The 15970-nt window shown below is 73.9% G+C and carries 18 protein-coding genes; 11 read left to right on the forward strand and 7 right to left on the reverse strand.

Going from position 1 to position 15970, the window contains the following annotated elements; genetic code table 11:
• Positions 1-102 precede the first annotated feature (102 nt).
• On the forward strand, positions 103-621 hold the full coding sequence (locus tag NUM_RS02220) for a SigE family RNA polymerase sigma factor (protein ID WP_207122824.1): 519 nt from the start codon (positions 103-105) through the stop codon (positions 619-621).
• A complete protein-coding gene (locus NUM_RS02225) occupies positions 608-1873 on the forward strand; it encodes a hypothetical protein (protein WP_207122825.1) in 1266 nt (421 codons plus the stop codon). The genes NUM_RS02220 and NUM_RS02225 overlap by 14 nt, the downstream gene beginning before the upstream one ends.
• A 46-nt stretch (positions 1874-1919) precedes the next feature.
• On the opposite strand, the gene pseI is transcribed toward NUM_RS02225, so the two are convergent.
• The gene (gene pseI, locus NUM_RS02230; protein WP_207122826.1) at positions 1920-2996 is read right to left on the reverse strand and encodes a pseudaminic acid synthase; all 1077 of its coding nucleotides are present in this window, start codon (positions 2994-2996) and stop codon (positions 1920-1922) included.
• Positions 2993-3586 (reverse strand): GNAT family N-acetyltransferase, encoded by a 594-nt coding sequence (locus tag NUM_RS02235; RefSeq protein WP_207122827.1) that lies wholly within the window; start codon positions 3584-3586, stop codon positions 2993-2995. The genes pseI and NUM_RS02235 overlap by 4 nt, the downstream gene beginning before the upstream one ends.
• Before the next feature lie 110 nt (positions 3587-3696).
• Here NUM_RS02235 and NUM_RS02240 point away from each other — a divergent pair, with 110 nt between their 5' ends.
• From NUM_RS02240 to NUM_RS02250, 3 genes are all read left to right on the forward strand, one after another.
• Complete coding sequence (locus NUM_RS02240) at positions 3697-3978, forward strand: acyl carrier protein (RefSeq protein WP_225918276.1); 282 nt, start codon at positions 3697-3699, stop codon at positions 3976-3978.
• A gap of 88 nt (positions 3979-4066) precedes the next feature.
• Positions 4067-5248, forward strand: coding sequence for an AMP-binding protein (locus NUM_RS02245; RefSeq protein ID WP_207122828.1), 1182 nt, complete (start codon positions 4067-4069; stop codon positions 5246-5248).
• Positions 5241-5984: an SDR family NAD(P)-dependent oxidoreductase gene (locus NUM_RS02250; RefSeq protein ID WP_207122829.1), complete on the forward strand. Its 744-nt coding sequence runs from the start codon at positions 5241-5243 to the stop codon at positions 5982-5984. Before NUM_RS02245 ends, NUM_RS02250 begins: the two co-directional genes overlap by 8 nt.
• Before the next feature lie 28 nt (positions 5985-6012).
• On the opposite strand, the gene NUM_RS02255 is transcribed toward NUM_RS02250, so the two are convergent.
• Both NUM_RS02255 and NUM_RS02260 read right to left on the reverse strand, forming a co-directional pair.
• A complete protein-coding gene (locus tag NUM_RS02255; RefSeq protein WP_225918277.1) occupies positions 6013-6819 on the reverse strand; it encodes an isocitrate lyase/PEP mutase family protein in 807 nt (268 codons plus the stop codon).
• Positions 6820-7034: 215 nt separating this feature from the next.
• The gene (locus NUM_RS02260) at positions 7035-8957 is read right to left on the reverse strand and encodes a DUF5107 domain-containing protein (RefSeq protein WP_207122830.1); all 1923 of its coding nucleotides are present in this window, start codon (positions 8955-8957) and stop codon (positions 7035-7037) included.
• Positions 8958-9256: 299 nt separating this feature from the next.
• Here NUM_RS02260 and NUM_RS02265 point away from each other — a divergent pair, with 299 nt between their 5' ends.
• On the forward strand, positions 9257-10897 hold the full coding sequence (locus tag NUM_RS02265) for an RNA polymerase sigma factor (RefSeq protein ID WP_225918278.1): 1641 nt from the start codon (positions 9257-9259) through the stop codon (positions 10895-10897).
• Between the two features lie 202 nt (positions 10898-11099).
• Here NUM_RS02265 and NUM_RS02270 read toward each other — a convergent pair whose 3' ends face one another.
• Positions 11100-11486: a nuclear transport factor 2 family protein gene (locus tag NUM_RS02270; protein WP_207122832.1), complete on the reverse strand. Its 387-nt coding sequence runs from the start codon at positions 11484-11486 to the stop codon at positions 11100-11102.
• Positions 11487-11572: 86 nt separating this feature from the next.
• Between NUM_RS02270 and NUM_RS02275 the strand changes: the two genes are divergently transcribed.
• Together NUM_RS02275 and NUM_RS02280 are read left to right on the forward strand one after the other, a co-directional pair.
• Positions 11573-12139 carry a TetR/AcrR family transcriptional regulator gene (locus NUM_RS02275; RefSeq protein ID WP_207122833.1) on the forward strand — a complete coding sequence of 189 codons (567 nt, stop codon included), beginning with the start codon at positions 11573-11575 and terminating at the stop codon, positions 12137-12139.
• Positions 12140-12232: 93 nt separating this feature from the next.
• Positions 12233-13234, forward strand: a complete 1002-nt coding sequence (locus NUM_RS02280) for an aldo/keto reductase (RefSeq protein ID WP_207122834.1) — start codon at positions 12233-12235, stop codon at positions 13232-13234.
• Between the two features lie 195 nt (positions 13235-13429).
• Here the strand turns inward: NUM_RS02280 and NUM_RS02285 are convergent, their stop codons facing one another.
• Positions 13430-13771, reverse strand: a complete 342-nt coding sequence (locus NUM_RS02285; protein ID WP_207122835.1) for a hypothetical protein — start codon at positions 13769-13771, stop codon at positions 13430-13432.
• 402 nt (positions 13772-14173) lie between these two features.
• On the opposite strand from NUM_RS02285, the gene NUM_RS37060 reads away from it, so the two are divergent.
• The 3 genes from NUM_RS37060 to NUM_RS02295 all read left to right on the forward strand — a co-directional run bounded on the left by NUM_RS37060 (position 14174) and on the right by NUM_RS02295 (position 15319).
• The gene (locus NUM_RS37060; protein ID WP_225918279.1) at positions 14174-14374 is read left to right on the forward strand and encodes a hypothetical protein; all 201 of its coding nucleotides are present in this window, start codon (positions 14174-14176) and stop codon (positions 14372-14374) included.
• Positions 14375-14383: 9 nt separating this feature from the next.
• The gene (locus NUM_RS02290) at positions 14384-14827 is read left to right on the forward strand and encodes a hypothetical protein (RefSeq protein ID WP_225918280.1); all 444 of its coding nucleotides are present in this window, start codon (positions 14384-14386) and stop codon (positions 14825-14827) included.
• Positions 14828-14947: 120 nt separating this feature from the next.
• Positions 14948-15319, forward strand: a complete 372-nt coding sequence (locus NUM_RS02295) for a nuclear transport factor 2 family protein (protein WP_207122836.1) — start codon at positions 14948-14950, stop codon at positions 15317-15319.
• Positions 15320-15428: 109 nt separating this feature from the next.
• On the opposite strand, the gene NUM_RS02300 is transcribed toward NUM_RS02295, so the two are convergent.
• Positions 15429-15863, reverse strand: coding sequence for a hypothetical protein (locus NUM_RS02300; RefSeq protein WP_207122837.1), 435 nt, complete (start codon positions 15861-15863; stop codon positions 15429-15431).
• Between the last annotated feature and the right edge of the window lie 107 nt (positions 15864-15970).

The raw sequence follows: 15970 nt of genomic DNA on the forward strand, positions 1-15970 counted from the left end.
ATCACACATCCGTGCGCGGTGCCGTACCCGTCACCCGAAGGGCCGTGCCGACCGGACGGCGTTGCCGCCCGGTGCGACCCGGGGCGGCGGAGAGGGGTGGGCATGCGGGCGGCCGACGAGCAGCGCTACACCGAGTACGTCTCGGCCCGGCTGCCTGCGCTGCACCGGCTCGCGTACCTGCTGTGCGGCGACCCGCACCGCGCCGACGACATCGTCCAGGCCGCCATCGTCAAGCTGTACCGGCACTGGCGGCGGGCCAGCCAGGCCACCGACCTGGACGCCTACGTCCGCACCATCGTGGTCCGCTCCTTCCTGGACGAGCAGCGGCTGCGCTGGGCGTCGGTCCGACTGTTCGGCCACCCCCAGGACGGTCCGGTGATCCCGGCGGCCCCGCCGGACACCGAGACCGGCATCGTCGTGCACACCGCGCTGACCCGGCTGCCGCCCCGGCAGCGGGCCGCGCTGGTACTGCGGTTCCTGTGCGACCTGTCCACCGAGTCCACCGCCGCCGCGATGCACTGCTCGACCGGCAACGTCAAGCGACTGACCTCCGACGGGCTGCGCCGGCTGCGCGGCCTGCTCGCACCGGTCGCGGAAAGGTGCGCCGATGGAACCCGCTGAGTACGACGGTGACCGGCTGCTCGCACCGCTGCGGGACCTGCCGACGCCGCCGACGCACGTCGACGTGGCGGACGCGGTACGCATCGGCCGGCGCCGGGCCCGGGCCCGCACCCGGCTGCTCACCGGCGCCACCGCGCTGGTGGTGATCCTGACGCTGGTGGTCTCGTTCGGCACCACCGGGCTGGATCGGCTGCTTCCCGGGCCGGAACGCCCGGCCGCGGCCGGTGGCACCTTCGACCCGCTGCGGCGGGCGGTGACGGTCGGTGCGGCCGGCGGGTTCGTTCCGGTCAGCTACGAGACCGGCCGGTACTGGCAGCGGGTCGTGCTGCGCCGCGCCGACGACGCCGACCCGCGCCCGTCGGACCCGGTGGCGAGCGTGACCGTCTACCCGAAGGGCCGGCTCCCGCAGGTCGACGGCGCGCGCTGGCATCCCGGTGGCCGGCGGGCCGGGGCCGCGGTGCCCGGTCGCACCGGGTACTGGGTGGCGCCGCCGGTGGTCGCCGCCGGCGCCACCGGGCTCGCCTGGCGGCTGCCCACCGGCGAGTGGGCGGTCGGGCAGGTGAACCGCACCGGCGCCGCCTGGCGCGACCGGCTCGCCAAGGTCGCCCTCTCGGTACGGCCGGGTGGCGGGCAGGTCCGGCTGCCGCTGACGATCCCGCGCCGGGTCGCCGACGTGCTCGGGCGACTGCACGGGACGCTGACCACGGTCGGGCCGGACACCTCCCGCGGCGTGTACGCCCTGGTGCTGCGCCCGGCGTCCGCCGACCAGGAGACGACCGACGGGTCGGCGGACGTCGTGGTCGGGGTGCAACGCGACGCCGATCGCGGCCCGCTGCTCGGCGACCCGTGGCCCGGCGTGGATCTCGCCGCGCTCAGCGGGTTGACCACCGGTGCGGTCTCGGCCGTCCTCGACAGCACCGCCAGCGGTTTCACCGTGGTCGCCACCCGGTCCCGCGGCCGGCTCGACGTGGCTACCGGGACCTCCGGCGCCGGCAGCACTCCGTCGCCGTCCCCGAGCTCGCCGTCCGGCTCGTCCGGCAGCACGCCGATCCCGTCCGGCGGTGCGCCGAGCCCGTCGTCGGGCTCGACCGGCGACACTCCGGACGCGTCGTCGGCGAGCCCCTCGCCGAGCTACTCGGCCGGCACCCCGCAGGCGGCGGGCGCCCAGGACCTCGCCCGGCTCGTCACGTCGATCCGCCTGGTGGGCGCCGACCGCGACGAGACGCACTGGGCCACCCGCCCGCTGACCTGACCGGGCCGGTTCCGATCACCGCGGCGGCGCCCGGCGCCGGCAGCGCTCAGAGCAGGTCCCAGGTGAGCGGGGTGCCCTTCGCGACGTCGGTACGGAAGCTGCGCCCGGCGACGGTGTCGAACGCGTCCGGGGCCAGGCCTCCGGTGGGCCGGATCGACCGGACGTTGTGCGCGGTCACCGGCTCACCGGCGCGCACGTCGGCGACCACGTGCAGGGACCGCCGGAACCGCAGCCCCTCCGCCTCCGCCGAGGACGGACCGAACGACACCCGGCCGAGCGCCCGCCAGGCCGTCTCGGTCTCGGTACGCAGGGCGGCCAGTTCGGCCGGCTCCAGCGAGAACGCCGAGTCGACGCCGCCGTCCGCGCGAGACAGCGTGACGTGCTTCTCGATCACCGTCGCGCCCAGTGCCACCGACGCGATCGCGGCACCGATACCCAGGGTGTGGTCGGACAGCCCGACGTGCGTGTCGACCGCGCCGGCCAGTACCGGCAGGGTGCGCAGGTTGCTGGCCTCCGGCGGTGCCGGGTAGGACGCGGTGCAGGCGAGCACGACGAGCTGCTCGTTGCCGACCGAGCGGGCCGCCCGCACCGCGGCGTCGATCTCCGCGAGCGTGGCCATCCCGGTACTGATGATCAGCGGCTTGCCGGTGGCCGCCATCCCGCGCACCAGCGGCAGGTCGGTGACCTCGGACGACGCCACCTTGTAGGCGGGTACGTCGAGGCTTTCCAGGAACTCGATCGCGGTCGGGTCGAACGCGCTGGAGAACGCGGCCAGGCCCAGGTCGGCGGCGAGCGCGAAGATCGGCTCGTGCCACTCCCACGGCGTGTGCGCCTCCTGGTACAGCTCGTACAGCCGGCGGTTGGGCCACAGCTTGTGGTCGGCGGCCAGCCGGAACCGCGGCGTGTCCACGTCGACGGTGATCGTGTCGGCCGTGTAGGTCTGCAGCTTCACCGCGTGCGCACCGGCGTCGGCGGCCATCCGGACGATGTCCAGCGCCCGGTCGAGCCGGCCGTCGTGGTTGCCGGACATCTCGGCGATGATCATCGGCGGGTGCGCCGGCCCGACGCTGGTCTTGCCGATCTGCACGTCCGGCCGGGTCGCCGGCTGGTGCGGGCTGGTCATGCGTTCTCCTCGGGCGAAACGGTGTGGGCGGCAGCGGTCCGGCCGGTGCCGTGGGAGGCGGTGGAGGTGGCGCCGCGGCGCTGGTCGCGGCGCAGGCCGATCCGGCGGTACCGGACGGTGCGGCCGGCCACGGTGCGCACCGCGGGCGGCCCCTCGACGAAGCCGAACCGGCGGTTGCCCCGGCGTACCGCGGTGTTGTGCTCCAGCACCTCGCCGGTGAGCAGGTCGAGCCGCAGCACCTCGAACGCGTGGTCCAGCGCGGCCCGCTGCACGCCGAGCCAGGACGACAGGCCGGTACCGCGGGCCTCGACCCCCTCGACGTCGAGGTAGAAGCCCCACGAGCCGGTGCGCTGGCCCGCCTCGGTGCGCAGGTCCTCGAACAGCACCACGCCGGCCGGCAGCTCGGCCTCGCCGTCGCGCTCGCAGTAGACCAGCAGCGCCCGGCTCGGGTCGGCGGCGACCCGCCGCCACCACACGCGGTGCTCGTCGGCGCCGATCTCGTGGTCGGTGAAGCTGGCCGCCCGTACCTGTGGATGGTTGCGCCAGCGTCGGATCGTCTCGCGCTCCGCCTCACGCGCGGCACGCAACATGCACGGCTCCTGATTCTCGCAGCCTGGAATTCATCTTCGGTTGCGGTTCGTACGCTACATTCCAGGCCGCCACGGACCCTATCCCCACATGAACACGAGGTAATTCGGAAATGAATTCTGACGGATCCGCCGCACCGATTTCCGCACTCAACCGAGATCAGCTCCGGGAACTGCTCACGCAGGTACTCGCCGCGCAGGGCAAGGATCTGCCGGCGGGCGAGTCCGCGGAGCTCGCCGCGATCGGATTCCGGTCGCTGGACTTCTCCGAACTGGCGCTGCGGGTCGAGGACGAGATCGGTCGCGAGCTCAACTTCGACGCGCCCGGGCTGCGCACCATCCGCACCGTGGGCGACGTGCTCGACTTCCTCACCGAGCTGCAGGACCCGGCATGAGCATCGGGCCCGGAAAGCCGTGCGGCGACGGGGAGACGCCGACGGGCGGGAGCGGCGCCGGGCGGGCCCGGTACCCGGTGGTGGTCGCGTGATCGCCGCGAACAACCGGCTGCAGCTCGGCGAGATCGCCACCAGCTGGGCCGATCTGGCCGACGCGGCGAGCCTGCCGGACCCGGTCGCGGTGTGCACCGACGACCCGACGACCGCGTTCGCCGCGGTGCGCCACCACGCCGACCACGGCACCGAGTTGCTGGTCGCGGCGCGCTCCCGGATCGACGAGACGCTGCGCGCCGAGCTGATCGAGGCCGGCTTCGCGCTGCCCGACGACGGCGTACCGGCGCACCGGGCCGCCGATCCCGGTCGGCTGTGGCTGCTCACCAGCGGCAGTACCGGTCGTCCCAAGCGGGTCGCGCACACCCTCGCCGGGTTGACCACCGTCACCGCGCCGCAGCCACCGCGGGTGTGGCTGTGCCCGTACTCGCCGGGCAGCTACGCGTGGTGGCAGCTGGTGACGCTGTCGCTCGCGGTACCCGGGCAGGACCTCGTCGTTCCATCCACTGTGGACGACTGGGCCGCGGCAGCGGTGGCGCACCGGGTGACCGCGGTGTCCGGTACGCCGACGTTCTGGCGCCAGGCGCTGTACCGGCACGGCGACGAGCTGGCGGGCCTCGCGCTGGCGCAGGTGACGCTCGGCGGCGAGCCGGTCGACCAGCCGATCCTCGATGCGCTGCGCGCCGCCTTCCCGACCGCCCGGATCAGCTGGATCTACGCCTCCAGCGAGGTCGGCGCCGCGGTCGTGGTGCACGACGGCCGGGCCGGCTTCCCCGCTTCCTGGCTGGACCGCGCCGCCGGCGACCGGCCCCGACTGTCCGTTGTGGACGGTGAGCTGCTGGTCGGCTCGCCGCACCGTGGCCTGGACCAGCCCGAGCTGATACGCACCGGCGACCGGGCACAGCTGTCCGGCGACCGGGTGCTGCTGCCCGGCCGGCTGGGCCACGACGAGATCAACGTCGGCGGTACCAAGGTGTCCGCCGGTGCCGTGCGCGAGGTGTTGCTGGGCCACCCGGCGGTGCGCTGGGCCCGGGTCACCGGCCGGCGCGCCCCGCTGGTCGGCCAGGTCGTCAGCGCCGAGATCGTCACCGATGGTTCGGTGGATTCCGTTGACCTGCAACGGTTCGCCGGCGAACGGCTGGCCGAGACCGCGGTACCGCGACACATCCGCATCCTGTCCGAGATCCCGGTGAAGGAAACGTTGAAGAGCGATGTCTGAACAGTGCGTACCGCCCGCGTCGGTGGTCCTGGTGTCCGGCGGCTCCCGCGGCCTCGGACTGTCCATCGTGGAGGATCTGGTCGGCAGCGGGCTGCGGGTCGCCACGTTCGCCCGCAGCATCACCCCGGAGCTGGCCAAGCTCGCCGACGCCGAACCCGACCGGGTGCTCGCCGGCGCCGTCGACATCACCGACCGGGCCGCGACGACCGAGTTCGTCCGTACCGCGGAGTCGTCGCTCGGCCCGATCGACGCGCTGGTCAACAACGCCGCGATCGGCCAGGACTCGCTGCACGTGCACACCTCGCCGGACCGGTTGGCGAACCTGATCGAGGTGAACCTGACCGCGCCGCTGCTGCTGACCCGGTTGGTGTTGCGGCGGATGCTCGCCGGTGGCCGGCGCGGCCGGATCGTCAACGTCACCTCGATCTGCGCCCGCCGCGGCTTCCCCGGCCTCGTCGCGTACTCGGCGACCAAGGGCGGGATGGAGGCGGCGACCCGCTCGCTGGCCCGCGAACTGCGGGACCGGGCGCTGGTCAACTGCGTCGCGCCCGGCTTCTTCGCCTCCGAGATGTCCGCGGTGCTCGGTACCGACCAGCTCGGGGCGATCGTCCGCCGCACCCCGACCGGTCACCTCACCGAACCGGCCGAGGTCCTGCCGGTGATCCGGATGCTGCTGCTCGCCGACACCAACATCCACGGCCAGACCATCACCATCGACGGCGCCGCCGGCAGCTGACCGGTACCGGCGGGGCCGGCGGCACCGGTCAGCCGAAGTCGGTGGCGTACGAGGCGGCCTCGTCGTACGACGGAAGCCCGGTCGGCAGCGGGGTACCGGCGGCGACAGCGCGGGCGGTGTCCAGCGCGGCGCCGAGCGCGGCCCGGAACAGCAACGAGCCGGTGCTGATCCGGCGCACCCCCAGCTCGGCGAGCCGGGCCACCGGCAGCTCCGGCATCGCCAGCACGTTCAGCGGCAGCGGCAGGTCCCGGGCCAGCCCGGCGATGGTCCCCGGATCCCGCAGCCCGGGGACGAACAGCCCGTCCGCACCGGCGTCCCGGTAGGCGGCGAGCCGGCGTCCGGTCTCCGCGACCGGCGCGCCGGGCAGCCAGTACGTGTCGGTCCGGGCGTTGACGAACAGCCCGCTGGAGCCGGCCGCCCGGACCAGCTCGCACTGGTCCGCCAGCGGGGCGAGCGTGCCGTCCGGCCGGCCGTCCTCGATGTTGACACCGACCACGCCGGCGGCGGCCAGCTCCGCGACGAGGGCGGCGACGTCCGCCGGCGCCGCGCCGAAACCCGCCTCGATGTCCACCGTCACCAGGACCGGCAGCCGGGCCAAACGGCGCGCCAGGTGCACCGTGGTCGACCGGGTGGCACCGGTCGCGTCGACGCTGCCGGCCGCCGCCGCGACCCCGAGGCTGGTGGTACCGATCGCGGCGAAGCCGGCGCGGGCCAGCGCCGCGCCGGACGCGTGATCCCAGGCGTTCGGCAGCACCAGCGGCGCGCCGGCGCGGTGCAACGCCCGGAACCGTTCGACCCGCTCGGCCATCGTCGGATCTCCCGCAACGTCGGTCATGGTGCTCACCGTAGGCCGGCGACGCTTCGGCCCCGGCCGTACCGTCCGACCCGCTCGACCGGGCCGCGCGTCGCACGGGTGTTCGCTGCCGCCGGGGCGCTGACCGGCCCGCTGCGGTCGACCGCCGCCGTCGGCCCCGGCCGTACCGTCCGGCCGCGCTGGACCGGGTGGTGCGTGGCACCGGCCGACCGATGTCGTTCGACCGGATCGTGCGGTCAGTGCATCCGGAAGTCGTACTCCGGGGGAATGGGGCGGTCCGGGAACGCGGCGGTCCACAGCGCGTCGAGCGAGGTCTCGCCCTCGCGCAGGTCGGCGACCTCCAGCCCGTCGGAGAGGATCGCCCGGGCCCGGTCTGGGTGCCCGGCGGCGAGCGCGGCCCGGACCGTCAGCAGCCGGATCCGACCGTGCTCGCGGACCTCGGCCGGCGCGGCGTCGACCAGCGCCAGGCACTCGGCGGCCCGGTCCGCGGCGAGCAGCGCCTCACCGGCCTCGGCGGCGAGCTGCCGGCACCAGGTCGCCGACCGGTACGCGCGGACCAGCAGGTCGGCGGCCTCGCCGGCCCGCCCGCCGGCACCAGCGAGCACGCCGAGCCCGCGCACCGCCCAGGCCGACTCGGCCGCGGCCACCGACGCCGCGTACTCGCGCGCCGCGGTCTCGGCGTCGCCCTCCTGATGCGCCAGCACCCCCCGGTGGTACGCGGCGAGCCAGCCGGTGTCCGCGGCCAGCCGCGCCGCCCAGTCCGGTTCGCTGCCGGCGCCCCCGACGTACGAGGCGGGCGGCGTCGCCGGGTCGGCCGCCGGCAGCGCCCCATCGGCCAGCAACGCGAGCCACGGCCGCTGTTCGGTTCCGAGCGTGTCGTCGTCGAAGGGGGTACCGGTCTCGTCGCACCAGCCCGCCCCGCGCCGGTGCCGCTCCAGTGCGCCCCAGCCGGAGCCGGCGCACACCCGTTCGGCCGGCGGCGCGTCGGCCAGCGCCACCGCCTCGGCGAGTTCGGCGTCCAGCTGCGCCGGCGGTACCGCGGCGGCCAGCTGACCGTCCACATGCGACACCGCGGTCGCCCAGTCACCGTGCGCGACCTCGCGGTCGACGGCGACCGGCCCGTACGTCTCCAGCCAGCTCCACGACGCGCCCGCCGGCATCGGCAGGTGCTCGTACTGGGTGGCGGCGAGGCCGGCCTGGATCTCCGCGTACCCGGCGTTTCCGGGCGACAGCCAGTCGGCCCAGTGCCGGCCGCCGGTCGAGGTGCCCCAGACGAACAGCTTGCGGCCGACCAGCCGGGCGGTCGAGGTCTGCACCAGGCCCCGGCCCTGCTCGTCGAGCGCGACGATCCACGGCCGCGCCACCCCGGCGGTGTCGAAGAAGTAGTCGGCCGCGTGCTCGTTGCGCAGCGGGTACGACCGGTCGACGCCGTCCTGCACCGGTACCGGCCGGGCCCGGATCGTCCCGTCGTAGCTGGTGCAGAACGCGCGGTCGGCCGGCGCGAGCACCCGCACGTCCTCGGGCACCGCGGTGTTGGACCACCAGTACATGAAGGTCGGATCGGGTGCAGTCGCCCGAATCCGGACATGTACCCGCAGCGCGTCGGCGCCGTCCGGCAGCCAGGCGTCGACCTGGAACACCGCGCCGCGCAGCCGCTCGTACTCCCACATCCGCAGCATCGGGACGCCGCCGGGACCGGTGAGCAGCGCGGCGTGCAGCGGCGAGCAGGTCGTCGGGCTGTGCCCGCGGGTACCGATGTTCCACTCCACCCCGCCGGCGAACCAGGCGTTGCGCAACGCGAGGTTCGCCGGCTGCCACACCGGGTTGCGGTAGAGCAGCTCACGATCGTCGCGCCGGTCGAGCAGCGACCAGAGCCGCCCGCCGAGCTCCGGCACGAACGTGGCACGCAGCACCCCGTTGTCCAGCACGACGGTGGTCAGCTCCCCCGGCCGTCGCGACCGAGAGTAACCGTCCTGGGCGAGGTACGGCAGCAGCGTGCGCGGCGTGCCGTGCCCGGCGTTGCGCACCACCTCGGCCGGCAGCTCCTCAGTGGACAGTCGGTACGGCGTCGCGGGCGGCCCGGTCACCGGCGGCAGCGGGTTCACCGGCCCGATATCGGCCTTCGGCAGCGGGAGTGACTCGATTCGTACGCGGCTCACCCGGATGAGCCTACGAGCCGGCGCCACGCGGCCGGCGAGCGGCGGCGACGTGCACACTGCGTACCGGTGGGATGGCGGTGATCTTGCGTGGGGGCGACTCAGCTCCACCCACCGTTCGGGGGCACCACGGCGACCGATCGGACCCGGTACCGATGCGTCGACGGGCCGCCTGGCCGTTACCTCGTTATACTTCACGCCGGTCCCCGCGGTGGCTCGCCGCGAAGCCAGTGGCCCTGCTGGAGAGCCCGACCGGCCGAGTCCGACCGGGCGGTGTTCTCGTCTTCTCTGGAAGGTCGTTTGTGTCCGAAGCCGCTTCCTCCGCCGGTTCCGACGTTCGCGCCGTCACCGACTCGCTCGTCGCGCAGGCCGATTCGTCCGGCCATCTCACCTCAGCTGACGTGGCCCGGGTGCTGGCCGCCGCCGAGGTGACCCCGGCCCAGGGTCGCAAGATCCTCAAGGCGCTCGCCCAGGCCGGCGTGACCGTGGTGGTGGACGGCTCCGCCGGCACCGCCAAGCGCCGCCGCGCCACCCCGACCCGCCCGGCCACCGCCGGCAAGGCAGCGTCCTCGACGCGGCCCGCGGTGACCCGGTCCACCCCGGCCGCCACCCAGCCGTCCCCGGCCACGGTGACCGAGCCGGTCCCCGCCGAGCCGGCCGCTGCCGCCGAGCCGGCGGACGCCGCGTCCGCGTCGGAGCCGGCGAAGAAGGCGCCCGCGAAGAAGGCGGCGAAGAAGGCCGCGCCGGCGAAGAAGCCGGCCGCGAAGGCGGCGAAGCCCGCCGCCGAGCCGACCGCCGACGAGGCCGAGCTGGCGGCGGAGGTCGACCTGACCGCCGACGAGCCGCCGGCGCCGGCGCCGGCGCCGGCGAAGAAGGCCGCCAAGAAGACGGCGAAGAAGACGGCCGCGAAGAAGACCGCGCGCGGCAAGAAGGACGGCGACGGCGAGCAGTCCGAGGACTTCGACTGGGACGACGAGGACTCCGAGGCGCTGCGGCAGGCCCGCAAGGACGCCGAGCTGACCACCTCCGCCGACTCGGTCCGGGCGTACCTGAAGCAGATCGGCCGGGTGCCGCTGCTCAACGCCGAGCAGGAGGTCGACCTCGCCAAGCGGATCGAGGCCGGGCTGTACGCGGCGGAGCTGCTCCGGCAGAAGGAGGAGTCCGGCGAAGAGGTCACCATCGAGCTGCGGCGCGAGCTGAAGCAGATCGAGCGGGACGGCGTCCGCGCCAAGGACCACCTGCTGGAGGCGAACCTGCGGCTGGTCGTCTCGATCGCCAAGCGCTACACCGGCCGCGGGATGGCCTTCCTCGACCTGATCCAGGACGGCAACCTCGGCCTGGTCCGCGCGGTGGAGAAGTTCGACTACACCAAGGGCTTCAAGTTCTCCACGTACGCGACGTGGTGGATCCGGCAGGCGATCACCCGGGCGATGGCCGACCAGGCCCGCACGATCCGCATCCCGGTGCACATGGTCGAGGTGATCAACAAGCTGGGTCGCCTGCAGCGCGAGCTGCTCCAGTCGATGGGCCGCGAGCCCACCCCGGAGGAGCTGGCCAAGGAAATGGACATCACCCCGGAAAAGGTGATGGAGATCCAGCAGTACGCGCGGGAGCCGATCTCGCTGGACCAGACCATCGGCGACGAGGGCGACAGCCAGCTCGGCGACTTCATCGAGGACTCCGAGGCGGTGTCGGCGGTCGAGGCGGTGTCGTTCTCGCTGTTCCAGACCGAGCTGCAGCAGGTGCTGGGCACGCTGTCGGAGCGGGAGGCCGGCGTGGTCCGGCTGCGGTTCGGGCTCACCGACGGCCAGCCGCGCACCCTGGACGAGATCGGCCAGGCGTTCGGCGTGACCCGCGAGCGGATCCGCCAGATCGAGTCGAAGACGATGTCGAAGCTGCGCCACCCGTCCCGGTCGCAGCTGCTGCGCGACTACCTCGAATAGGCCGCCACACCGACGACGATGGCGCCCGACCGGACCGGTCGGGCGCCATCGTCGTGCTGGCCACGATCACCGCGCACCGCCCCGCACAGCCCAGCCCCGTCGCCGCGCGGCACCCCAGCCCGGCCGCTGTCGCCGCGCGGCATCCGGCCACTGCCCGGTCCCGGGACAGGCGATCGCCGCGGGCGGTGCGGGGCGACGCCGGTCAGTCGGCGACCGTACGAGTGAGCATGTTCGCGCTGCGCATCCGACCGTCCGGGGTGAACCGGCCGAAGAAGCACACGTCGACGGCGAGGTCCCGACCGCGCTGCCGGGCGTGCAGCGTGTACCGGGCGGCGATCAGCTCGCCGTCGGCGACCGCGTCGTGCACCTCGACCCGGATGGTCGGCCGGTTCTTGCGCACCGGGCGGGTGTGCGCGATCAGCTTGGCCCGGTCGATCACGTTGCCGTCGGCGACCTGGACGACGTCGGCCGTGTGGTACCGGTCGACGATCGCCGCCGGGTCGGTGTCGTCGCGCAGCAGGTCGGCGGTGAACGAGGTGAAGAAGTCGGCGACGAACCGCGCCGGGTCGGTCTCGGTGAGCGAGCGCATGGCAGTACCGCCAGTTCTCCTGATCGGTATGATCTCTTACACGCTGTAAGGTATAGCCACCGCTCAACTTTGACAAGGTGTAAGAGATGACCTCGCTGCCACCCCGCCGGGCCGACGCGCGCCGGAGCCGGGCCGCGATCCTCACCGCCGCCGCGCAGGTACTCGACACGGACCCGGACGCCGGCCTGGCCGCGGTGGCGCGCGCCGCCGGCGTCACCCGGCAGACGATCTACGCGCACTTCGCCTCCCGGGACAAGCTGCTCGCCGCCGTCGTCGACCACCTCACCGAGCAGGCCGTCGCCGCGATGGACGCCGTCGAGGCCGACTCCGGCCCCGCCGGCGACGCGCTGCTGCGGCTGCTCGCCGCCGGCCGGCAGAGCACCGACCGCTACCCGGCGCTGCTCCGGCAGATCGCCGCGCAGCCGGTGGGACCGGACGCCGACCAGCTGCGGCACGCGCCCGTCGCGGACCGGATCGAGCGGGTGATCCGGCGCGGCCAGCGCACCGGCGAGTTCGACGACCGGCTGCCCGCCGACTGGCTCGCCACCGCCGTCATCGCCCTCGCGCACGCCGCCGAGCACCCGTCCGGTACCGACGAGGCGGTCCTGTCGCGCACCATCCGCAACACCCTCACCCGCGCCGAAAGGGGTTGAGCCTGGTCGCCGGAGCCCTCCTTCTGCGGCTTGGCCCCTCACCCGCGCCGAAAGGTTGAGCTGGAGCGCGGTCCAGGTCGTAGCGTCCGCCGCATGGACCTACGTTTTCTCGGCCGAACCGGGCTTGCGGTCAGCGAGCTGTGCCTGGGCACGATGATGTTCGGCGACCGCGCCGACGAACAGACCAGCCACCGCATCCTCGACGAGTTCACCGCCGCCGGCGGCACCTTCGTCGACACCGCCGACGTGTACGCCGCCGGCCGCTCCGAGGAGATCCTCGGCCGCTGGCTCGCCGGCCACGACCGCGACGACCTCGTCATCGCGACCAAGGTGTACGGCGAGAAGGCGCCCGGCGAACCGGTGCGCGGCGCCGGCCGCAAGCACATCCTGCGCGAGGTCGAGGCGAGCCTGCGCCGGCTGCGCACCGACTACCTCGACCTGTACCAGATCCACGTGTTCGACGACGCCACCCCGATCGAGGAGACGCTGTCGACGCTCGACACGCTGGTCCGGGACGGCAAGGTGCGCTTCGTCGGCGCCTCCAACTACACCGGCTGGCAGTTCCAGAAGTCGATCGACCTCGCCCGCCAGCACGGCTGGGAACCCTTCACCTGCCTGCAGCCCACCTACAACCTGCTCGCCCGCGACGCGGAGTGGGAGCTGGTACCCGTCTGCCAGCAGGAGGGCGCCGGGCTGGTGGCCTGGAGCCCGCTGGCCGGCGGCTGGCTGACCGGCAAGTACGAGCGGCCAACGGGCCGGCCGCCCGCCGGTACCCGCGCCCACGCCGACGGCAGCTGGCAGCGCCACGACACCGACGCCACCTGGCAGGTCATCGACGCGGTACGGGCGGTCGCCGCCGAGGTCGGTCGCACGCCGGCGCAGGTCGCGCTGCGCTGGCTGCTGCAGCGCCCCGGCGTCACCGCACCGATCGTCGGGGTACGCACCGTCGAGCAGTTGCGCGACAACCTCGGCACGGCCGGCTGGTCACTCGACCAGGCGCACCTCGACCGCCTCACCGAGGCGAGCGACCGCCCCCTGCCCTACCCGTACGACCTGCAGCACCTCCCGCAGTTCCGGCGCCGTCGCGCCGGCTGAGCCGCAGGCCGGCCCGGTCGGCGTGACGCCGGCTGAGCCGCAGGCCGGCCCGGTCGGCGTGACGCCAGCCAGGCGCAGGCGCACCGGAACCCCTGGCGCGCCTCGGGGCAGCCGTGGCGCACCTCGGCCGGGTCAGCGGAACCCGTGGCGCGCCTCGGCCGGCCGGGGCCCGTGGACGACCGCACCCCGGCCGGGTCAGCGGAACTCGTGCACAAGTTCGATCGGGCCGACGAGGTGGTCGTTGAACTCGTCCAGCTCCTCGGCGGGGACCCACAGCTCCCGGATGGTGCGACCGCCGGCCTGCCGCACCGGGTACCGGGCCGCGAACGGCGCGTCGATCGCGAATCGCGTCACGTACCCGACGCCGGACGCCGGCACGTTCCAGTCCCGCGCGATCTTGACGGCGTACTCCTCGCTCAGCACCGGGTAGAAGATCGGCTGCTCAGGCAGCCGCGGTGGCCAGCGCCGCCACCCCGACTCCTCGACCAGCCGCAACTCCGCCGGCCCCGTCGGCCGCCACAACACCACCGTCTCCACTCACCAAGCCTGTCACCCCACCCGCCACGCCTCACCCGAATTCCGTCTCCGCCGGCTCGACGAAAGGTCCTGCTTGGCCGAACGACCGGCCGGCCGAGGTGGCCACGTGTCCGGCAGACGACCGTCCGGCCGGATCAGCGGAAGACGGCGGTGCGGCCGGCGGCCAGATCGGCGAGGGCGTCGCGAGGTTGCCGGTTGAACAGGCGCGGCGCCTCGGCGCGGGAAGTACCGCAACTCCAGGGTTTCCGGATCGCTGGCGCAGACGCAGCCGCCGGCGACGTTGAGCTGCACCGGCGCGGAACCGACCCGGCCCCGCAGCCGTCGAAGGTAGTCCGGCACGCGGATGATCCTCCCTCCTTCGGCCAGCGGTGGTCACTGGCGGCGAGTGCGTACGGTTCGGGGATGGACTGGGTGGGCTGGCACGAGCAGTACGGGCGGCCGGAGTCGGCGCTGGCCCGGCGGTTGGTGGCGATCCAGGGCCAGCTCCGGACCGCGCTGGACGAGAGCCCGGCGGGGCCGCTGCGGGTGCTCAGCCTCTGCGCGGGGCAGGGCGACGACCTGCTCGGCGTGCTCGCCGGCCATCCGCGGCGCTCCGACGTGTGAGCCCGGCTGGTGGAGCTCGACCCGGGCAACAGCGGGGTCGCGGCCGACCGGGCCCGGTCGGCCGGCCTGGCCGGCGTCGAGGTGGTCACCGGCGACGCGGGCTGCACCGACCGGTACGCAGACCTGGCGCCGGCCCAGCTCGTGCTGCTGTGCGGGATCTTCGGCAACATCCTCGACGACGACCTGGCCCGCACCATCGACGCCTGTCCCCAGTTGTGTGCGCGCGGCGGGACGGTGATCTGGACCCGCGCCCGGAGCGAACCCGATCGGGTACCGCTGATCTGCGACCGGTTCGAGCGGCAGGGCTTCGAGCGCCGCTGGCTGTCCGCGCCGGACGCCGGCTTCGGCGTCGGCGTCCACCGGTTCACCGGGACGCCGCAACCGCTGGTCGCCGGTACCCGCCTGTTCAGCTTCGCCAGCTACGAGGACCTGCAACGACTCGACGGCCGCTGAGCGGCCGGGCGGGCGCAACTCTTCGGCTTGCCGCCGAGCCGGGCCGACGCCAGCTCGGCGGCGGCGTCGAGGCGGGCGCCGCGGGCCAGGATTGTCGGGGGGCGGTCCTAGCCTGGCGTCGTGGACATCGAAGGCGTGATCGCGGCGTTCTGGCAGCGGGCCGAGAGCAGAGACTGGCCGGCGTTCGGCGAGCTGCTCGCTCCCGAGGTGCGCTACGAGGCGTCGCAGACCCGGGAACGGGTGCGCGGCCGGGAGGCGTACGTCCGGTTCAACGCCGAGTTCCCGGGCGACTGGCACCTCAGCGTGGAGCGCATCATCGGCTCCGGTCGGGAGGGCGTGAGCTGGATCGAGTTCCGGCTCGACGGCGAGCAGATGACCGGCATCAGCTTCTTCACCCTCGACGACGCCGGGCTGATCGTGGCCATCAGGGACTTCTGGCCCGACCCGTACGAGCCGCCCGCCAACCGCGCGCACCTGGTCGAGCGGTACTGACCCGACCCTGCACCGGTGGGCTCCCGATGAGTTCCGGGTCGCCACACCCGACGGGCGGCACGCGACCGGCCCAGCAGGGCGGGCGCCGTCGCGTGCCTGTCTGTCGGTGTCAGCTGAGGTTCGTCGTCGCGGTGAGTGTCACCTGCTCGGTGAACCGCACCGCGTCCGCCGAGGAGGTCGCGGCGAACTGGCTGCGGTACGAGCTCATCATCGCGGTCACCAGGTTCTCCAGATCCGCGGCGGTGAACGGGTGGAACGTGCCCTGGCCGTTCGTGACCTCGACGCGGAAGTCCACCGTCACGGTGGCGTACTCGTCGTTCTCCGGCGGGCCGGACAGATCCACGGTCGCGGTGTAGGTCCTGCCGTACGCGTTCTCGGTCGGGTCGATGCTGCCCACGACGGCGTTCCCCTCGGCGCTGGTGGACTTGCGTTGCTTGACCTGCTCGACGTCCTCGGCGTTCGCGGCGGTCGTGGTGGCCATTGCGGTCAGCGGCACGGCGACCGCGCCGGCCGCCACGCCGCCGATGAGCTTTCGTCGTTGCATCCGACAACTCCCTTGCTCGAACGGGTGACGGCCAGAGAGTCACACACGCAGCCAAGCAAGCCGAGATTTACCGACTTGTCAGCTTTTCTCGATCGGCCCGCCCACCT

Origin of the sequence: Actinocatenispora comari, assembly GCF_017312725.1 — a bacterium.
Taxonomy (GTDB): domain Bacteria; phylum Actinomycetota; class Actinomycetes; order Mycobacteriales; family Micromonosporaceae; genus Actinocatenispora; species Actinocatenispora comari.

Bases quoted from the DNA above. Each gene is read 5' to 3' on its own strand.
- NUM_RS02220 (WP_207122824.1), top strand. From the start codon at position 103: ATGCGGGCGGCCGACGAGCAGCGCTACACCGAGTACGTCTCGGCCCGG.
- NUM_RS02225 (WP_207122825.1), top strand. From the start codon at position 608: ATGGAACCCGCTGAGTACGACGGTGACCGGCTGCTCGCACCGCTGCGG.
- pseI (WP_207122826.1), bottom strand. From the start codon at position 2,996: ATGACCAGCCCGCACCAGCCGGCGACCCGGCCGGACGTGCAGATCGGC.
- NUM_RS02235 (WP_207122827.1), bottom strand. From the start codon at position 3,586: ATGTTGCGTGCCGCGCGTGAGGCGGAGCGCGAGACGATCCGACGCTGG.
- NUM_RS02240 (WP_225918276.1), top strand. From the start codon at position 3,697: ATGAATTCTGACGGATCCGCCGCACCGATTTCCGCACTCAACCGAGAT.
- NUM_RS02250 (WP_207122829.1), top strand. From the start codon at position 5,241: ATGTCTGAACAGTGCGTACCGCCCGCGTCGGTGGTCCTGGTGTCCGGC.
- NUM_RS02255 (WP_225918277.1), bottom strand. From the start codon at position 6,819: ATGACCGACGTTGCGGGAGATCCGACGATGGCCGAGCGGGTCGAACGG.
- NUM_RS02270 (WP_207122832.1), bottom strand. From the start codon at position 11,486: ATGCGCTCGCTCACCGAGACCGACCCGGCGCGGTTCGTCGCCGACTTC.
- NUM_RS02275 (WP_207122833.1), top strand. From the start codon at position 11,573: ATGACCTCGCTGCCACCCCGCCGGGCCGACGCGCGCCGGAGCCGGGCC.
- NUM_RS02280 (WP_207122834.1), top strand. From the start codon at position 12,233: ATGGACCTACGTTTTCTCGGCCGAACCGGGCTTGCGGTCAGCGAGCTG.
- NUM_RS37060 (WP_225918279.1), top strand. From the start codon at position 14,174: ATGGACTGGGTGGGCTGGCACGAGCAGTACGGGCGGCCGGAGTCGGCG.
- NUM_RS02300 (WP_207122837.1), bottom strand. From the start codon at position 15,863: ATGCAACGACGAAAGCTCATCGGCGGCGTGGCGGCCGGCGCGGTCGCC.